Raw genomic sequence first — 18,166 nt, 5'->3', positions numbered from 1 at the left:
TTATTGGACGAGTGTTGCAACACCGCAGGTCAGCGGCTGCGCGTTCACGGTCGCGACGCCGAACTGGACGCCGAGGAGCTGGAGCAAGGGGCCGATGACGGTGTCGTCGAGACTATTCAACAAAGTGCTCAGCGTGGGAGCGAGTACCGGCATCAAGACCGGCATGACGATGCCATCGACGAGCAGGCCAAACACAGATCCGAGGACGCTCCCGAGCAACTGGTTAATTGGCCCCTGCAATACCGACAGCCGCAATCCGTTGCTGCTCTCGGTCAGCTGTCCAATCGTTGTCACAGTCGACTGAAACGTGTTGTCGAGCACCGCGCCGAGCGCGTTCGAATTGGTGGAGTTGCCATCGATCGGTGTCCCGTTACCGTCGAACGCCAGCGTCGCGCTGGCCGGATTGACAACCGGCACGCTGATCGACGGCGCACTGACCGTGGCGATATTCGTGTTCAGCAACGACACGCTCGCCACATTCCAGCGTGCGTTGGTACTACTGCAGCTAAAGCCGCTGACGCTGTTCGCCGTGACGCCTTTGGCCAGCGGCGTGCCAATGCAAATATTGGCCAGGCCGCTCTGCACACCGATCGTCTGCGTGTTCGCCGCCTTGCTTGCCGCGCACTGTGCGGATTCCAGCCACGCTTGCCCTTGCGCCGCAACGATGTAGAGCGGAATTTGCACGTTGATGTCGAGAAGGCCATATTGGGATTGCGTGCTCGCCGCCTGGGTGCCGACATTCAGGCCAAGCAGGATTTGCGCGGTCTGCGCCAGCGTGCGCCACGTATTCGTCCCCGCGCTATAGCCCGGCTCGCCCACGGCGATCGCGGGCGGCGAAATCACCTGCAGCGTGAGGGCGACACTCGCGGGCAGCACGCTGCTGCCCATGCCGGTCGTGTTCAGGTTGAACGTGATCGGTGCATTGCCCGCGGCGGCAATCTCCGCGCCGGCGACCAGCATCTGCAGGACGTTGACCTCCGCGTCGGCCGCGTACTGGGCATTGGCCACGCCGAGTTGCAGCAAGGCGGGCGTGCCGGACAGCGCCGCCACCTGGATCGGGTTGAACGTCCCCTGCGGGACCAGCTCGCCCACCGCGCTCAATGCACTTTGCGCCGCCGAGACATCGGCCGTGAGCGCGCCGTCCTGGCCCACGGCGTTGAGCAGGATCTTGGCGAGACCGGTGACTGTGGTCTGCGTGGCGAGCAAGCCCTCGTACGTGCCGGCCGTGGTCGCCACGGCGGCGAGATCGGCCACTTTCACGTTGGCATTCAGGAGTCCGTTCCACTGCGCGGCGTCGAGCTGCACTTGCGTGCCCCCCAGCAGCGCGCCAAGCATCCAGTTGAGCAGATTCACCTGGGCCAGCGACGTGCTGAGCTGGAACGACCCGATCACCGTCGCCTTGGCCGTGCCGGTGGCCGCGATCTCCTGGCCCTTGCCGAGAAAGAAGTACGGCACGAAATTCGTGGCGTTGACCTGCACGCCGTTCAGCGGCGGCGTGGCGTTGTTTTGCACGAACGTCATCCCGCCAGTGCCGTTTGAATCCCAGCGCCCGCACTGCGTGGTGAGCGTGCGCGTCGTGCCGTTCACCACGAAGCCGTTGCTCGCGGCGTTGGCAAGCGCCGTCGCTTGTGGCTGCGTGCATTGATCGTCCATCTGTTGCGCGGCGGCAAGCGCGGCGAGATCGGCAACGTTTTGCAGCTCGCGCTTGGCGAGATAGATATTCGCCACGTCGATCACGCCCAGCGCCGCCACCGCGGCCACGAGCCCGATGACCGCGAACAGCGCGAGCGAGCCGCGCTGGCGCCGCGCGAGCATGCCGGCCCGCACGCGCAGGCGCGCGCGTCCGAGCGCATGCGAGCGCGGACACGACGATGCGGCCGCAGCGGCAGCTGCATCGCTACCGGAGCGCTGGCGTGAGCGCGCCACCATCTCAGTACGCGCCACCGCTGCCCGGCGAAGCCGAGCCGCCTGCGCCACCTTGCCCACCGCCCGTCTGAACAGTCGAGCCGAAGCTTGCCGGAATCTCCGTGTCGAACGACTTCATGTAGCGCCGGTAAGCGTAGCCCGCCTCCGCGCCGAGCATCGGCAGCGGCGGAGCCGCCTCGGCGTTGCTGCGCTGAAGCTCGAGCCAGGCTCGCGTCGAGTGGCCGATTTCGCTGTCCGGAACGGTCGCGACCGAGGCCTGCGCGTCCGCACCCTGCGCATGCGCGGCCGGCGCTGCGAGCGCCATCGAAACAATCGCGGCAGCAACGACCGCGGCGTGACGGCAACGCATCGGCAAAGCCGCCGAAGCGACGAAACACGCGGCGGAGCCCCGATCCATGAGCTGATTGTTTTTCATCGTATTCCTCGTGTTGCGCTGACGTGCCTTGCCCGCCATGTCCTGCATGTCTTTATTGCGCGAAGCGATCCACCAGGCGCGGCTGCACGTCGCCGCCGGGCCAGCCGTCCTGCGCACTCGCCAGCGCGCGCGGTGCCGGCACCGCCGCGCGCCGGGCCACTTGCTGCGAGGCGTGCTCGATCGATTCGCGCCGCTGCGCGACCTGACGCGCGCGCTGCACTTCGCGCACCTTCTGCGCGTCGCGCGCGATCGCCGCGCGGGTCGGCGCAGGCAAGCCCTGATGCGCCATCAGCGCTTGCGCATCGGTCTCGTTGCCGCTTGCCTCGAACAGCAGCGCCGCATTCGCGACGATCTTCGCGTTGTGCGAATCCAGCTCCAGCGCCTCGAGGAGCGGCACGCGCGCGCCCGCCACATCGCCGTCGCGCAGCAGCGCGTAGCCCAGGTCGGAGAGCGTGGCCGCATTGGTCGGGTCGAGCCGCGAGGCCTCCGCCAGTTCTTGCGCCGCCTTGTGGAAGTCGCCCGCCGCCCCCGCGAGCAGGCCGAGCCCGCGATGGCCGCGCGCCGCAAGCGGCGTGTCGAGCAGCTGCGTGTATGCCGTCGCGCTCGCGCTGGCCTGCCCCGTCACGCGCAGTGCGTCGGCGCGCAGCAGGATCGAATCGGGCGTGGCGCCGTACTGGCGCTCGAACGCGTCGATGTGCGCGAGCGACGCGTAATAGAGCCCCTCGGCCTGCATGCGCTCGATCAGTCCGAGGTACATGCCGGGCGTGTCCGGCGCCGGATCGTGGGTGGCCGAGCGCATCTGCAGCTCGGCCTGCGCCTGGGGGCCCACGCCGTAGCCCTGCTGCGTGCCGCACGCGGCCAGCGCCGCGAGCCCCGTGCAGGCGATGGCCGCCAGCGCGCGGCGCGCGGCCGGCCTGCGCGCCGCGGCGGTGTCAATGATGAAATTCTTCATGATGGTTCTGGCCGTATTCATGACTCGATCACGCTTGTCGATCACACTTCGCCTCAACGATGAATCGATGCAAGCGTGCGCATCACCGCGATGACACCGGGCCCCGCCGTGACGATCAGCAGCGCGGGCAGCAGGGTCACCACCATCACGCCGGTCATCCTCACCGTGAGCTTGCCGATGCGCTCGCGCAGCGTCGCGCGGCGCACTTCGCGCAGCCGGTCGCCGAACTGCTTGAGCGGCTCCTGCACGGCGCCGCCGTGCTTGTCCACCTGCACGAGCAGCCGGATCACCGCGCGCAGGTCCTCGTTTTCGTAGATCGTCGCCATGCGCTGCAACGACTGCTCGCGCGTACGGCCCGCCACGAACTGGCGCTGCGCGATCTCCATCTCGCCCGCGAGCACGGGCAGCACGAGGCGGAATTCGTTGATCATCACCTGCAGGCTCTGATCGAGCGAGAGCCCGACGCCCTGCAACAACCGCAGCAGGTCGACGAGCATCGGCAGCTCTTCGGCCACGGCATCGAGCCGTGCCTGGGCGCGGCGCCGCACCACGAGCTTCGGCACGAAGAAGCCGAGCAACAGGCCGCCGCCCGCGAGCGCCACGGGCCGCACGCCGTGTACGAGCCCGTACCACGCAGCCAGCAACGCCACGACGGACGCGCTCACGAGGCGGATGAGGCAATAGAAGCCGCGCGCACGCGCGTCGACATAGCCGCATTGATCGAGCAGACGCCGGTCTTCGTCGGCGACGATCAGCTTGCCCGCCGACGTGTCGAGCCAGCGCACGCCGGCCGCGCCGAGCGCGTCGAGCATGCCAGGGAGTCCGGAGCGCCGTGGCGCACCCTTGAGCGCGTCGGCGGGCGCGGCGCCGCCCTTGCCCTGCGCGGCCGCCCCGCCCTGCGCGCTGCGGGACGCGGCGGGCGCGCCGCCGCGCAGGCTGCCCGACGGGCCGACCTGCACGCCCGGCGACACGCCGGCCGATGCGCCCATCGATAACCCCACCGACGAACCCACCGATGCGCCCACCGGCACGCCGCCCGCTGCAACGCGTGCGTCGGCCACGCGCGCGTCGGCTGCGGCCGTGCCCTGCCGGCTCGCGTGCGATCCGTAGTTCGTCATGGCCTGCTCGAGGACGCGCGCGCTCTTCTGCGCCGCCACGAGCCGTGCGCACGCGAGCGCCGCGAGCAACGCAAAGCCGAGCGCGCCGAGCAGCAGCGCCAGCACGCCGAGGCTGTGCGCGCTCACAGCGCCCCCTTGAGCCGCGTGAGCCGGTGCAGCAGCCAGGCGCCCGTGAGCTGCAGCCCGATCGCCCCGTACACGAGCATGCGCCCCGAGCTGTCGTTCCACATCGACGCGAAATACTGCGGGTTGGTCACGATGAGAAAGCCGGCGATGCCGAGCGGCAGCAGCGCGAGCACCCAGGCGGACAGGCGCGTCTCGGCCGACATCGCGATCAGCTCGCGCTGCCCCTGCTCGAGATCGCGCATGAACGTCGCCATGCGTTCGAGCATCACGTCGGCGCGGCCGCCATAGCGCACCGAAAGGCGCAGCACCGCGCCCACGAGCTCGAGCTCGCGCGCGCGATAGACCTGCGCGACCTGACTCAGCGCGCGGTCGATCTCGACGCCCGCGCGCAGCATGCGCGAGACGTGGTCGAGACACTCGCGCAGCGGCGCCTCGGTGGTGAGCAGCGCGGCCTGAAACGCCGCGGGCACACTGTTGCCGAGCACGATCAGACGCACGATGCCGTCGAGAAAAGACGGCAATTGCGCGACGAGCCGCGCGCGCCGCCGCTGCATGCGCAGCGATAGCGCGAAGACCGCCAGCACCGTCACCAACACCAGCACGGCAAGCGCGGCCGGCACGCCGATCAGCAAGAGCGCCCAAAGCGACAGCGCCATCGCGATGAAGCCGAGGTACGCCAGCGGCTTGCGCACGTCGACAATGCCGGCGCGGCTCAGCATGCCCTGGAAAGCAAACGTGATGCGCCCTCTCCAGCCTTGCGGCTGGGCCGCTAGCGACGGCAGTGCGCCGCCGCGCGTGGCGGCGTTTCCGCCGACATAGGCCGCGCGGATCGCATCGGGCTTTGCTGCGGCGCCTGGCGCACCGGAGCTGCTCGCGCGCGGCACGCCAGGCGCGCCCGCTGAGGGGCTCGCGGCGGCCACGCGGCTGTCGACGAAACGCGTCACGTGCTCACGCGAGGCGCGCTGCTGCGCCCGCTGCCAGAGCATCAGCCCGGCGGCGGCCAGCAGCAGCGCAAGCGCCGCAATGAGCACGATCGCGCTAGACATTAAAGCCCCCGTCGCGGCCGCCCCCGAAGCCGAAACTCGACGACGCCGCAAGCGTCTGGCGGAAACGCGCGAGCTTGGGCGAATGCGGATGGATGCCGAGCGAGTCCCAGCGGTCGATCTCTTCGCCGTCCGCGTTCATGACCGGCTCGTAGCGGTACAGCTCCTGGGTGGCGATGATGTTGTCGGCGAGCCCCGTTACTTCGGTTACCGAAAGAATCCGGCGCCGGCCGTTGGACAGGCGCCCGATCTGCACGATGAAGTCGACGGCGTTGGCGATCTGCCGGCGCAGGCTGCTTTCGGTGCCCTGAAAGCCCGCGAAGCCCGCGAGCATTTCGAGCCGGTACAGACACTCGCGCGGCGACGAAGCGTGCACGGTCGCCATCGAGCCGTCGTGACCGGTGTTCATCGCCTGCAGCATTTCGAGCACCTCGCCGCCGCGCACTTCGCCCACGATGATGCGGTCCGGGCGCATGCGCAGCGTATTGCGCAGCAGATCGCGTATGGTCACCACGCCCGTGCCGTCGAAGCCGCCGGGACGGCTTTCGAGCCGCACCACGTGCGGGTGATTGAGCGAGAGCTCGGCGGTATCTTCGATCGTCACCACGCGCTCGACCTCGGGAATATGAAACGCGAGCGCGTTCAACAACGACGTCTTGCCCGAGCTCGTGCCGCCCGAGACGAGAATGTTGCAGCGCGCCTGCACGGCCGCTTCGAAGAGCGCGCCGATCTCCGCGCCAAAGGTGCCGTTGCCGAGCAGATCGTCGGGGCGCAGCGGGTCTTTGCGGAACTTGCGGATGGAAACGATCGGCCCCGCGAGCGAGAGCGGCTCGATCACGACATTGATGCGCCCGCCGTCGGGCAGGCGCGCATCGACCATCGGATTCGATTCGTCCAGACGCCGCCCGATCGGCGCGAGAATGCGCCGCACGATCCGCAGCAAATGCGCGTTGTCTGAAAAGCGCACCGGGATCCTCGAAAGGATGCCGTGGCGCGACACATAGACGTCGCTATAGCCGTTGATGAGGATGTCCTCGACGGCCGGATCGGCGAGCAGGTCCTCGATCGGACCGAAGCCGGCGAGCTCCTTGGTCAGCGCCCCGGCGATCGCGCGCACTTCGCTCTCGTTGATCGGAATGTGGCGCAGCCGCACGAAGCTGTCCATTTCCAGATCGACGAACTGGTTGATCGCCTGGCGCGACCAGCGGCCAAACTCGGCGCCCAGCTCCTCGATGCGTGTGAGCAGGTGCTCGTGCGCCGCGTTTTTGATGTCCTGGAACTGTTGGCTCTGCGCGAACAAGGGCGCGTCATCGGCAAACTGGATGTTATCTGCCATGATCTACGAACGCTTCGATGAGTGTTGGAAAAGGCCGCGCAGCGGGCGGCGCAGCGCGTCGAACTTCTTCGGGACCGGCGTGCGCATGCCGTCGAGCTGCGCCGCGAGCGCATCGAGCGCACGCACGTAGGGATCGCGCGGCGCGGTCTGCACGAGCAGCTGGCCGCGGTTCGCGGCCTGGCACAGCGCCACGCGGCGGGCGGGCAGCACGCCCGCGAGCGCGAGACCGAGGCGCTCGGCGATCTGCGCCGCGCTCAGGTCGATGCCCGCGTCGTACTGGTTGATCACGAGACGCAGGCTCGTATCGTCGATGCCGCCGTCGCGCAGCATTTCGAGCTGGCGCGACGCCGCGACGATCGACGCGACGCTCTGGTCGCACACGAGCCAGGCCTGATCCGCCGCATGCGCCACCTCGAAGACGAACTCCGCGTTCGAGAAGCCGCCGAGGTCGACGACCTGCTGGTCGAAGAACGCCCGCAAGCGCGTGAGCAGCGCCACCGCCGACTGATACGAAATCTCGCGCAGCGCGCCGAGATCGGCAGGCAGCGTGGTGAGCGCGAGTCCGCTCTCGTGGCTCGCCAGCGCCGTGTGCACGAAGGTCTGATCGAAGCGGCGCAGGTTGCGCACCGCATCGACGAAACTGAAGCCGTTGCCCGCGTTCAGCAGCAGCGCGCCGTCCCCCGCGGGCAGTCCCAGATCGAGCAGCGCGGCGTGCCGGTTGAACGCGGCGCCCTTGCGCGCGAGCAGCACGCCGAGGCCGGCCGCGAGTGTCGTGACGCCCATGCCGGGACGCGCGCCAAGCAGCACCGTGAGGCGGCCATGCCGGCTCACGGGCTCCATGCGGTTGTCGAGCACCTGGCGCACGATACGTAAGGCATCCTCACTGTCTCCACCCGCATCGACGAAATCGCGCACGCCTGCGCGCAGCGCCGAAATCGCGCTCTCCGGCTCGGCGAGCGTGCCCACCGCAATGATCTGCAGGCCCGGAAACGCCGCGTGCGCTGCGGCCGCCACCGCACTCGCGGCGTTACCTTGCGCATGACCGCCGCGCCGGGCGCCGCCCTGCGCATGGCCGCTCCCGGAAAAATCGACCAGCAGCAGCGACGGCATATTCTGCGAAATCTGCTGCGCGACGAACGCGGGATCGAGCGCGACGGTTTCCACCTTGCCCACCGGGCCGAGCGTGTGCGCGAGCCAACGCGCGTGCGCGTCATTCGCCGAGGCGAAGACGAACGAATCCGCCACCGTGCGTTCAGTCGACACCTGCGCTCTCGCGTTCATGAGTGCTCTCCTTGTGCTGCTCGCGCAGCGAATGCCGCCGGGGGCGCGGCTCACCCGCACCGCACACGCCGGCAGCCCGCCGCATCATGGCGAAAATCCCGGCACCGGATCGCGCGACGCCGCGCCGCCAAGCAGCGAGCGCCACACGGGCGCGTCGCGCTGCTCGGACAGCTCGCCGGGCGTCGCGGGCAGCTTCGCGTCCTTCGCGAGCGGCGACACCAGGTGCGGCGTCACGATGATCACCAGTTCCTTGTCGTTCTGCTGATAGTTCAACTGCTTGAAAAACGTGCCGATGATGGGCAGGTCGCCCAGCACTGGCACCTTGTTCACGTTCGACGCCGTCTCGCGATCGATCAGGCCGCCGATCACGAAGCTCTCGCCATCGCCGAGTTCGACGGTCGTTTCGGCGCGGCGCGTGGTGATCGCAGGCACGGACACGCCGCTGATCGTCACGGCGTTCGCGAAGTCGAGCTGGCTCGCCTCGGGCGCAACCTTCAGCGCGATGCGCTGTGGCGAGAGCACCGTGGGCGTGAGCGAGAGCCCAATGCCGTAGGGCTTGTATTCGATCGCCGTGGCGCCGAGCGCCTGCGGCACCGGCACCGGAATCTCGCCGCCCGCGAGGAAGTTCGCGCTCTGGCCCGAGAGCGCGACGAGCGTGGGCTCGGCCAGCACGCGCGCCAGGTTGTTCGTCTCCATCAGGCTCAGGTCGGCGAACAGGCCGTGCGTGGCGGAAGCAAACACGAGGTTGAACGCGGACGCGATCGGCGCGGCGGCCTGCAGCGCCGTGCCCACCGTGCTCGACGTCGTCGAATTCGAGGACCCGATCGATCCCGTCGATCCCGATCCCGGCGAGTTGATGGTCCCCGAGTTGAACGAGGTGGGCGAGAACGAGCCGAACGCGAAGCCGTTGTTCTGATGAAAGAAGTTGAAGCCGATCTGCTTGAGCACGCTGCGGCTGAACTCGACCACGCGCACGTCCACCTGCACGACCGGGCGCGTCGCGATGCTCGAGGTGTCGAGCACGTTCGCGTCCTTGCTGTCCTTCGCGCCCTTGCCGACCGAGCCCTGTGCCGCCGCCACCGCACGCTGGTGCTGCTCCATCGTCGCGGCGCGGCCGCTGATGATGGCGGTGTCGCCCAGCACCTTCACGTCGGGCGTGCCCGCGCCCAGCAGCGCGCGCGCCGCGTTCGTCGTCACGTTGACGGTCAGCGTGCGCGGTGCGCCGCTGCCTTGCCACAGCATCACGTTCGTGGTGCCCGCGCCCTTGCCGACGAGCAGCACCCCGCCGCGCCGGTCGCCGCGGATCACCAGCACGTCGGCCACCGAGGGGTCGCCCACGGCGATGCGCGTGAGCGCGCCCGTGACGGGCAGCGTGCGCTGCTCGCCCACGGCGATGTCGATGCTCGACGGCACGCCTTCCGCCGGCTCGCTCGCGTATGCCGTGCTGCCCTGCGCGGGCGGCGCCGCCGATGCGGACAAGGCGGTGAGCGCAAGACCGCTCGCGCATGCAGCAGCCAACGCCACGCCGAAGACTCTCGTTATCGTCATTGTGTTCCTGCTTCTCTCGTATGCGGCCAGGTCCGCGCAACCTGCTGGCGGCTTGAGCGTCGCGCGCCCATGCATCGTTACCAGGCGACCGTTTCGGTGCGCCCACCCCGTATCACTTCGAGTCCGCCGTGCGCGCTCGCGCCGGCGCGGCGCGGTGCGGCCGGTCCCGCCGGCGCTGCCTCGCGCTGCACGCCGTTGCCCGCGAGCTGGTCGAGCGCGACGCCCGCCGCCGCGCGCGTCGCGCTGTCCGGCGCCGTGCGCGAGACCACCTTGAGCACGCCGGGCTGCGGGCCGAATGCGGCGGGATCCACCTCAGCGTCGTCGGTCGGGTTGCGCAGCGCAAGCATCAGTTGGCCCTGGCTTTGGGCGAGCGCGAGCTGATCGACTTCGGCGAGCGGGACGGCGAGCACCGCCGTGCGTGGCGTGACGGTCTGCCGGCCGAAGTTGCTGGTGCGCTGGCCGCCCGCATAGCCCTGCGCCTCGGGCTGCGCGCCGAACACCAGCACGCGCGCCTTCGAAATCAGGAGACGCGCCTGGGTGCGGCCGATCTCGCCGCCATTCACGCCGTTGCCGTCGCGGCGCAGCGTGAAGAACACGTCGACGTAGTTGCCCGCGTGCAGCGCATTGCCAACCGCGTTGGTTTCATCGACGCGCACGGCCACGGCGCGCTCGCCAGGCGCGAGACTCGCGGCGAGGCTCGACGAGAGCTGCTGGTCGAGCACGGGCGCGTCGGCGGCGATATCGGCAAGCGGCACGCGGCCCGCAACCAGCGCGCTATCGCTCACGGAACCCTGCGGGTGGATCGGCAGCGGCTGCACCCGCAGCGCGTCGGCCGGAATCGGCTGGCCCGCGGCTAGCGCACGCGTGGCCACCACGACCGGCGTGAGCGCCTGGGTGGAAGACGGCGCCGGCACTACGGCTACCGGCGGCGGGCGGCGCGCAAGCGTCCACGCGAGCAACCCGAGCACGAGCGCGCCAGCAATCAGGAGCCCTGCGGTGATTTTGGTCAGATTGGCCATGAACGGTCGTCCACTATGCGAGCTGAATTGAGTTCAGCAAGTTTCAAGCCAGCAAAGTCCGCGAACGAACCGGGCGCACGTACCCCCGAAAGTTTCACAGGAGATTCTCCGGATCGATCTGCACGGTCGCCTGGCCAACGAGCGACGACGGCGCGAGCAGTCCCATGAGCGGCAGCGGAGGCACCAGCGGATTGCTGCTCCAGGCGTAGGTGAGCGTGACCTGAACGCAGTCCATGGCCGTGTTCCCGGTGCATCCGGCCGGCGCGGTGTTGACCGCCGGCGTGCATTGCGGCGCATGCGTGAGCCAGCTCACGACGACGAGCGCCCGCGTGCAGGCCGCCTGTGCACGGCTCGCAAGCGCCGAAGCGGGATCGGTCCCGTTCTGATAGACGAGCGCCGCACGCGCGCCTTCCGCAGCGGCCGAAGTCAGGCTTTGCTGCACGAGAAAGATCACGCTGTACATGACGATCCCGTAAAGGATCGCGAAGAAGAGCGGAAACGCAATGGCGAACTCGACCGCCGCGATGCCGCCTTGTGCGCGCTTGCCACGCCCTGCCCGCGTGAGGTTTGCCTGTTTATTCGTTATGCCCATCATCTCGACCACCCGGACGCCAGTTTGAGCGCGAGCCAGACGAGCGCGGGCACGCTCAGGCACGCGGCATACGGCGTGCCGCGCCGCGCCCCCACGGTCACGAGCCGCGCGGGCCGTGCCGCACTCATATGCGCGCGTGTGCGCAGGGTAATCAGCATGGCGAGCGCGTGCACGAACGCCGCAAGGCTCGCGACAACCCACAGACCCACGAGCGCGTGCATCCCGCACCACGCGCCGAGCACCGCGAAAACCTTCACGTCGGCCGCGCCCATCATGCCGAGCACGAAGAACGGCATGAGCGCGGCGAGCCCCACCGCGGCGGCGGCCAGCGCCTGCCCGATGCCGAGATGCGCCGGACCCGAGTGCAGCAACGCCGCCACCAGTGCGGCGACGAGCCCTGCGCCCACGAGTGGGTTTGGCACACGGCGCGAGCGGCAGTCGCACACGGCAACGGCCACAGCCCACACGCCAAACACGAGGCTGGATAAATAGAATGGAATCATCGAGAACGGTGCGCGCGCAACTATCCGGCGCAGGCTCGCAGGCGAGCGTGCGCTGGAACAGCTAGTAGTTAGCGATGCTAAGCGTTACCCGAAACGCCGATCAGCCGGCGGCGCTCGCCGCAGCCGCGGCTGCAGCAGGCTTTAACTCTGTCGAAATGGATGTGAACAAAGTCGTGAGCGAGGTGCCAATGCCTGGAACGGTCGATGCCACAGCGATGACGATAACCCCGGCGATGAGCCCATATTCCAGCGCCGTGACCCCCTCTTCCGACTTCGCGAATTGCTTTAGCAACTTGTTCATTTCGGCCCTCTCTCTCTTTCGCACGCTACGCTGATTGACACCGGCACTCGTAATAAACGCTTCTTGAATTGCGCCGATGCATCCGGTCCACGAACTGCCATGTCAGTTCGCCAACTTTTTTTTGGCCGAATCGCAAACAGGTCCCTCGTTCATGCTTGCGTAAGGCTCTGTATATATTTTTTGGTCTGTGCGGTTTTTATATCGTAACGCCCTACGTAACGCAATCGATCGTTATGCAAGCGCCAATTCGTAACTTCATTATCGGCAGATGCGTTTTGCTGTTTACTCCGGGCAAACCATTACCTCACTAGTCAGGACTCGATAATCTGACAGTGTTTAACGTTTGCTCTGCCAACCCCATTTCCCTGCACGCGCGAGGTTTTTTATCTTCGTGCCGCCGCCACGATTTTTCTGCCTTGTTACGCCAACGCCCGTAACACCGCGCTCTCCACGTTACGTGACGTAACACCCGGCATTGCGTAACGCCTCGTTTCGCCCTCCCGCTATTCATTCGACAAAAGCGCTCGCAAACGCTTGATATGTCTTGATTAGACGAAACCCTCCACAAGGCGCTGGCTGTTGTTTTCGCGCGAGCGTTTGCATTGGCACGTCAGTTGCAGTGCAGGTAGCGCAGGTCTGATGGATCGGCAAATAAACAGACAACACACGATACGAACCGAGGGCAATCATGAACAATCAGCGCATCGCGAACGCAGCACGCTTGACGGCCATCGCTGCGACCATCGCCACGCTGCTCTCGCTGACCGCCTGCGGTGGCTCAGGCTCCCTCAGCAGCGGTACCGGGGGCGGCAGCGGCGGCGCATTGCAGACTAGCGACGGCGCGAATGGCGGCGGCACTGGAGGCGGCTCGGGTGGCGGCACCACCTCCGCGGACAACGGCAACGGCAGTGGCGGTGGCACCCCCACCGGCGCCAGCAGCACGGACGCAGCGAACGGCAACACCAGCGGCACAGGCAACACGACCACCAGCACCAACGGAAACGGGCCGGGGAACAACAACAACAACAACAACAACAACAACAACAACAACAACAACAACAACAACAACAACAACAACAACAACAACAACAACAATAACAACAGCGGCACGACGGTCTCGGCCAATGCCGTGGGCGCTGTCGCGCATGCCGCGGGCAACGTCGTCGGCGCCGCCGGCGCCACCGTTTCGGGCATCGGCAGCACGATCGCTACGCAGACGCTGCCCGGCGTGAGCCCGCAAACCACCCAGGCCGCAGGCGGCATCGTCCAGAACGTCGGCGGCGCGGTCTCCACGCTCGGCAACGGCGTTTCCCAAGGGCTCGGTCAGCTCGGCGCGAGCAGCAATCCGGTCGGCACCACGCTCGCGAGCACGGGCGGCGTCGTGAGCGACACAGGCAAGGCCGTCACCAGCACGGGCCAGCTCGTCACGAGTCTCGGCAGCGGCCCGCTTGCGCCGCTCGCCGCCATCACCACGCCCGTGGGCGGCGCGGTGGGCACGCTGGGCAGCGCCGTCACAGGCGCGGGCAACACGCTCACGGGCGCCCTCACGCAAGGCCCGGTGCAACAAGTCACGCAGCAACTGAGCTCCACCATCACGCCGATCACCTCGATGCTCGCCTCCACCACGCAGACGGTGGGCAGCACGACGGGCGCAGGCGCACCGGCCACGGGCCTGCTGCAGACGCTCGGCGGCGGCATCCAGAAAGGCGGCGCGCTGGTCTCGCAAACGGGCGGCGCGAATCCCGTCACGGCGGGCGTGGGGAGCCTCGTCGCCGATACGGGCAAGACCGTCGCCACCGCCGGCAACTTGCTGACGGGCGGCAAGACCAGCAGCAGCACCAATCCGCTGGGCGGCAATCCGCTGGGCGGCAATCCGCTCGCGCCGGTCACGGGGATCTTGAGCAGCGTGACCGGTGGCGCAGCCGGCGGCGGAGCAACGGTCGGCATCGGTGCGGGCGTCGGCGCGAACACGGGCGGCAGCAATCCGCTCGCGCCCGTCACCGGCGCCCTCGGCACGGCGACCAGCGCGCTCACCTCGGCCACGGGCGGCAGCAGCAGCCCGCTTGCACCGGTCACGGGGCTCGTCGCCGGCACCGTCAACACCGTCACCGGTGCGCTCAACAGCGCCGCGACCAGCACGGCCAACACGGGCGGCAGTGTGGTCGCGGGCGCAACGCTCAGCGCCGGCACCAAGCCCGCTACCACGTCCAGCGCACCGGCCGCCAGCAACACCGCCAGCGCAGCGCCGGGGCTCTCGCTCAGTTCCCTGACGGGCGGCAACTCCGGCAGCAGCGCAACGAGCCCGCTCGCGGGGCTCACGTCACTCGTCGGCGGCCTGCTCGGCGGCAAGAAGTAATCCGTCCCGCAAACCCGTTCGGCACCGCGTTCCAGCGCGCTTTCAGTTCAAGTTCAGGAGACAGCGTCATGTCCAGCCGTTCCAGCTCCACCGCGCATTACACCCACCGCGAAACCAACCGCGGCAGCGACCGCGCCGTCGCCCTCGTGCGCACCCTGCGCCTCACGGCGCTCGCCGCCGCCGTGGCCTGCAGCGTCGCCGCCTGCGGCGGCAGCAGCTACACGCCACCCTCAGCTTCGTCGGGTGCAACCGGCACGACAGGCACGACCGGCACCGGCGGCACCAGTGGCGACTCCGGAGGCTCGGGCACGACCGCCGGCACGGGCGGCAGCGGCTCGAGCAGCAGCAGCGGAAACGGCAGCACCAGCGCGTCGAGCGGCACGAGCGGCGTGGTCAGCTCGGTGGCCAAATCGGCAAACGATCTCGGCAACGCGGTCGGTTCGACCACGGTCCCGGGCACGAGCCCACAGGTCAGCCAGGGCCTCGGTGACACCGTGTCGAGCACCGGCACGGTCGCCGCCGCGCTCGCCAATGCCGTCTCGAGCGGCGTCGGCCAGACCGGCTCGACGCCCAACCCGGTCGGCACGACCGCGGCCGGACTCGGCAACGTCGTGAGCGCATCGAGCGGCGTGGTCCAGGGCGCCGCGACCACGGTCAGCGGACTCGGCAGCGGGCCGCTCGCGCCGCTCGTCCCTGTGACGACGCCCGTCGCCACCGTGCTCGACACGACGGCCAACGCCGTGAACAGCACGGGCAATACGCTCGGCAACGTGCTCTCGTCGGCTCCGGTGCAACAGGCCACGCAACCGATCAGCACGACCATCACGCCGATCGTCACCACGGCCGGCCTCATCACCCAGCAAGTGGGCACCTCGACCGGCCTTGGCGTGCCGGTCTCGGGCCTGCTCGCGCAGGTGGGCGGCGCCGTGCAAACGGCCGGCACGAAGGTCGCGTCGACCGCCGCCGGCTCGCAGGCGAACGGGGCGCTTGGCCCGCTCGGTGCGGATGCCGGCACGCTGGTCAGCGCTGTCGGCAACACGGTCACCAACGCGGGAGGCCTGGTCAACCCGAACGGTCCGAATGGCGCAGCGCCGATCCCTGGCCTCATCACGGGCCTCGTGGGCGGCAACGGCGTGCTCGTCGCCAACGGGCCGCCGAGCGGCGCAGCGGCAGGCGGCCCGCTCGGCCCGCTCAACGCGTCGGTCGCGAGCCTCGGCCTCGGTGGCACGCCGCTCGCCGCGGTCACGGGCGCGGCAGCCGGCGCCACGAATGGCACCGGTGGTGCGGGTGGCGCAGGCGCGCTCACGAGCGGCCTTGGCAGCCTGCCGGTGGCGGGCGGACTGCTTTCGAGCGTGAGCTCCACCGTCACCTCCGCTGCCGGCTCGGCGGGCAGCGCGGCAGGCAGCGGCGGCTCGGGCACGGCGGCCGCGGCGGGTCCGCTCGCCGCGCTCGCGGGCAGCGGCAGCGGTAGCGGCACGGGTGCGGGCGGCCTGCTCAGCCCGGTGACAGCCCTTGTCGGCACACTCACGGGTGGGCTCGGCGCGACGGGTTCTTCAAGCAGCTCCGGTGGCACAAGTACATCGGGGGGATTACTGAGCGGCGTGCTGCACAAGCTGCCGTAGCACGCGCAACTATCGTCGTGCAAGATGGGCAATGCGCAGTGCGGTGTTTGGAGAGGAACGCCGCGCTGCGCGAAGCCTGGCAATATCAGATCAGGTAGTACGGAGTACCAGGAATAATACGCGGGCAATCAGGGAGCCACGCAAAGACCGCCGAAAAGGCGGCACGAAGAGACGGCCGCGCCGGGGGCGTTCAGGCACCCGGCGCGCGTCGTCCGACAAGTCGAGGGTAGTCCAATGAAAGTCGCAGGATGGGCCGTGCTCGCCGCGTTAGGCGTCATGGCGAGCGCCGGCTTGACGGGGGTGGCAGTAGCACAGCAGAACCGGCCGGCGTCGGGCGGAAATTTACAGGGAGGCAATCCGCTCGACGCTTTGCCGCAAATCAACGCGCCACAGAAGGCGCCCAGCGTGACCGTGCAAGTGCAGCAGCAAACGCCTGCCCTGCAGCAGCTGCTCGCCACGCATATCACGCCGGCCACCTTCAAGGTGGAGGGCGTGAAATCGATTCCATTCGACGAAGTCGCGAAGCGTTTTGCGCCCCTCGCGAATCACGACATCACGATCGGCCAGCTCATCGAAACGGCCAATGGCGTGACGAAGCTCTATCAGGACCGCGGCTATGCGCTGTCGTTCGCATTCGTGCCGGCACAGGATTTCGCGGGCGGCGTGGTGCGCATCACGGTCGTCGAAGGCTATGTGAAAGACGTGAAGATCACGGGCAAGCCCGGCGCGCTCGAGGGCAAGATGCGCGCGGTCGCGGCGCACATCGTCGAGGACCGGCCACTGCGCACGGCCACGTTCCAGCGCTACATCAACGTGCTCGGCATGCTGCCTGGGCTCAAGGTCAAGGCGAACGTGCCGCCACCCACGACCACCGACGGCGCCACCACGCTCGAACTCGATGCCACGCAAAAGCCGTATGACGTGAGCACCGGCATCGACTTCAATCACCCGGGCGTGCAGGGCCTCCTCACGCTCACCGAAAACGGGCTCACGCCGTTCGGCGAGCAGTTGAGCTTTTCGGCGCTGCTGCCCAAGGGGCGAGACAACGTCACCTACCTCGCCGCGCATGCGGCCGTGCCCATCGCGAGCGATGGCCTGACGGCGAAGCTCGACGCCTCGCATTACCGCGGCAACCCCGTCGATAACCCCGGTCTGCCCAGCTACGTGGAGCGCACCGTCATCAGCGACAAGCTCACGGGCTCGCTCTCGTATCCGCTGCTGCTCAGCAATACGCGCAGCGTCGTCGGCACGGTGAGCGCCTATGCGGCGCACGATGAGGACCGCTACCACAACACCATCAACGGTCTGCAATACGGCCTGAGCTCGCAGGTGCGCGTGCTGCAACTGCAAGCCGACTACACTGACGTGCAGCCGGGCCAGGTGCGCAAGGCGAGCGTCGCGGTGGCGAAGGCCTTCGATATTCTCGGGGCGTCGAAGTCGGCGGACACGAACATTCCCGGTCTCGCGCTGCAGAACCCCGTGTCGCTGAACTTCGTGCGCACCGACGCCTCGTACTCGCAGACCAACGACTGGCCGATGGGTTTTGGCACCGCCGTCGCCGCAACGGGGCAATACAGCCCGAACACGCTGCCGACCTCCGAGCAGATCGCCTTCGGCGCGCAACGCTTCGCGGCGGGATATGAGCCGGGCGAGGCGTCGGGCGATTCGGGCTGGGCCTTCGCGCTCGAGCTGAACCATCCGTTCAAGCTGGGAAAGGTGTGGTTGCAGACGATCACGCCCTATGTCTCGTTCGACATGGCCCGCGTCTACCTGCATGCGGGAACGCCCTCGCCTTCGCGGCTTTCGTCGGCTTCGCTGGGCTTCCGGATCACCGACGGCAAGTACTACAGTCTCGATCTCTCCGTGGCGAAGGCGCTCGGCGATGCGCCCGTCGAAAGTGCGTCGCGCAGCCCACGCGTGAACGCGACGTTCTCGTATCAGCTCAACTGAGCGCCTGGCCGGGCGGCATGGCCGAACGCAATGAGGGCACGCATCGCCCGGCCAGGCACGGCGCGTGCACAGTGCGCT

General features: G+C 68.4%; 15 protein-coding genes. 3 read left to right on the top strand and 12 right to left on the bottom strand.

Going from position 1 to position 18,166, the window contains the following annotated elements; all coding sequences use genetic code 11:
• The 12 genes from E1956_RS09370 to E1956_RS09315 form a co-directional block, all read right to left on the bottom strand.
• Positions 1 to 1,929, bottom strand: a complete 1,929-nt coding sequence (locus E1956_RS09370; protein WP_134748341.1) for a TadG family pilus assembly protein — start codon at positions 1,927 to 1,929, stop codon at positions 1 to 3.
• Position 1,930: 1 nt separating this feature from the next.
• Complete coding sequence (locus E1956_RS09365) at positions 1,931 to 2,341, bottom strand: DUF3613 domain-containing protein (RefSeq protein ID WP_232071072.1); 411 nt, start codon at positions 2,339 to 2,341, stop codon at positions 1,931 to 1,933.
• Positions 2,342 to 2,393: 52 nt separating this feature from the next.
• Entirely contained in the window at positions 2,394 to 3,314 is a 921-nt protein-coding gene (locus E1956_RS09360; RefSeq protein ID WP_232071070.1) for a tetratricopeptide repeat protein, read from the bottom strand.
• Positions 3,315 to 3,346: 32 nt separating this feature from the next.
• Positions 3,347 to 4,537, bottom strand: a complete 1,191-nt coding sequence (locus E1956_RS09355; protein ID WP_232071068.1) for a type II secretion system F family protein — start codon at positions 4,535 to 4,537, stop codon at positions 3,347 to 3,349.
• Entirely contained in the window at positions 4,534 to 5,583 is a 1,050-nt protein-coding gene (locus E1956_RS09350; RefSeq protein ID WP_134748340.1) for a type II secretion system F family protein, read from the bottom strand. The genes E1956_RS09355 and E1956_RS09350 overlap by 4 nt, the downstream gene beginning before the upstream one ends.
• Positions 5,576 to 6,916, bottom strand: a complete 1,341-nt coding sequence (locus E1956_RS09345) for a CpaF family protein (protein ID WP_134748339.1) — start codon at positions 6,914 to 6,916, stop codon at positions 5,576 to 5,578. The genes E1956_RS09350 and E1956_RS09345 overlap by 8 nt, the downstream gene beginning before the upstream one ends.
• 3 nt (positions 6,917 to 6,919) lie before the next feature.
• Positions 6,920 to 8,197, bottom strand: coding sequence for a P-loop NTPase family protein (locus tag E1956_RS09340; RefSeq protein WP_134748338.1), 1,278 nt, complete (start codon positions 8,195 to 8,197; stop codon positions 6,920 to 6,922).
• Between the two features lie 84 nt (positions 8,198 to 8,281).
• Positions 8,282 to 9,745, bottom strand: a complete 1,464-nt coding sequence (locus E1956_RS09335) for a type II and III secretion system protein family protein (protein WP_134748337.1) — start codon at positions 9,743 to 9,745, stop codon at positions 8,282 to 8,284.
• A 77-nt stretch (positions 9,746 to 9,822) separates the two neighbouring features.
• Positions 9,823 to 10,764, bottom strand: a complete 942-nt coding sequence (gene cpaB / locus E1956_RS09330) for a Flp pilus assembly protein CpaB (RefSeq protein ID WP_134748336.1) — start codon at positions 10,762 to 10,764, stop codon at positions 9,823 to 9,825.
• Between the two features lie 94 nt (positions 10,765 to 10,858).
• Positions 10,859 to 11,359, bottom strand: a complete 501-nt coding sequence (locus E1956_RS09325) for a TadE/TadG family type IV pilus assembly protein (RefSeq protein ID WP_232071066.1) — start codon at positions 11,357 to 11,359, stop codon at positions 10,859 to 10,861.
• The gene (locus tag E1956_RS09320) at positions 11,356 to 11,859 is read right to left on the bottom strand and encodes an A24 family peptidase (protein ID WP_134748335.1); all 504 of its coding nucleotides are present in this window, start codon (positions 11,857 to 11,859) and stop codon (positions 11,356 to 11,358) included. The genes E1956_RS09325 and E1956_RS09320 overlap by 4 nt, the downstream gene beginning before the upstream one ends.
• Positions 11,860 to 11,959: 100 nt before the next feature.
• A complete protein-coding gene (locus E1956_RS09315) occupies positions 11,960 to 12,160 on the bottom strand; it encodes a Flp family type IVb pilin (protein ID WP_134748334.1) in 201 nt (66 codons plus the stop codon).
• 688 nt (positions 12,161 to 12,848) lie between these two features.
• On the opposite strand from E1956_RS09315, the gene E1956_RS09310 reads away from it, so the two are divergent.
• The 3 genes from E1956_RS09310 (at position 12,849) to E1956_RS09300 (ending at position 18,088) form a co-directional block, all read left to right on the top strand.
• On the top strand, positions 12,849 to 14,516 hold the full coding sequence (locus tag E1956_RS09310; protein ID WP_134748333.1) for a collagen-like triple helix repeat-containing protein: 1,668 nt from the start codon (positions 12,849 to 12,851) through the stop codon (positions 14,514 to 14,516).
• A 68-nt stretch (positions 14,517 to 14,584) separates the two neighbouring features.
• A complete protein-coding gene (locus E1956_RS09305) occupies positions 14,585 to 16,138 on the top strand; it encodes a collagen-like triple helix repeat-containing protein (RefSeq protein WP_134748332.1) in 1,554 nt (517 codons plus the stop codon).
• Positions 16,139 to 16,372: 234 nt separating this feature from the next.
• Complete coding sequence (locus tag E1956_RS09300; protein ID WP_134748331.1) at positions 16,373 to 18,088, top strand: ShlB/FhaC/HecB family hemolysin secretion/activation protein; 1,716 nt, start codon at positions 16,373 to 16,375, stop codon at positions 18,086 to 18,088.
• The last annotated feature ends 78 nt before the right edge of the window (positions 18,089 to 18,166 follow it).

It is taken from the genome of Paraburkholderia pallida, from assembly GCF_004524855.1.
Classification (GTDB): domain Bacteria; phylum Pseudomonadota; class Gammaproteobacteria; order Burkholderiales; family Burkholderiaceae; genus Paraburkholderia; species Paraburkholderia oxyphila.
Note: the sequence above shows the minus strand (reverse complement) of the source record. Positions and strands in the feature narration are given on the sequence as shown.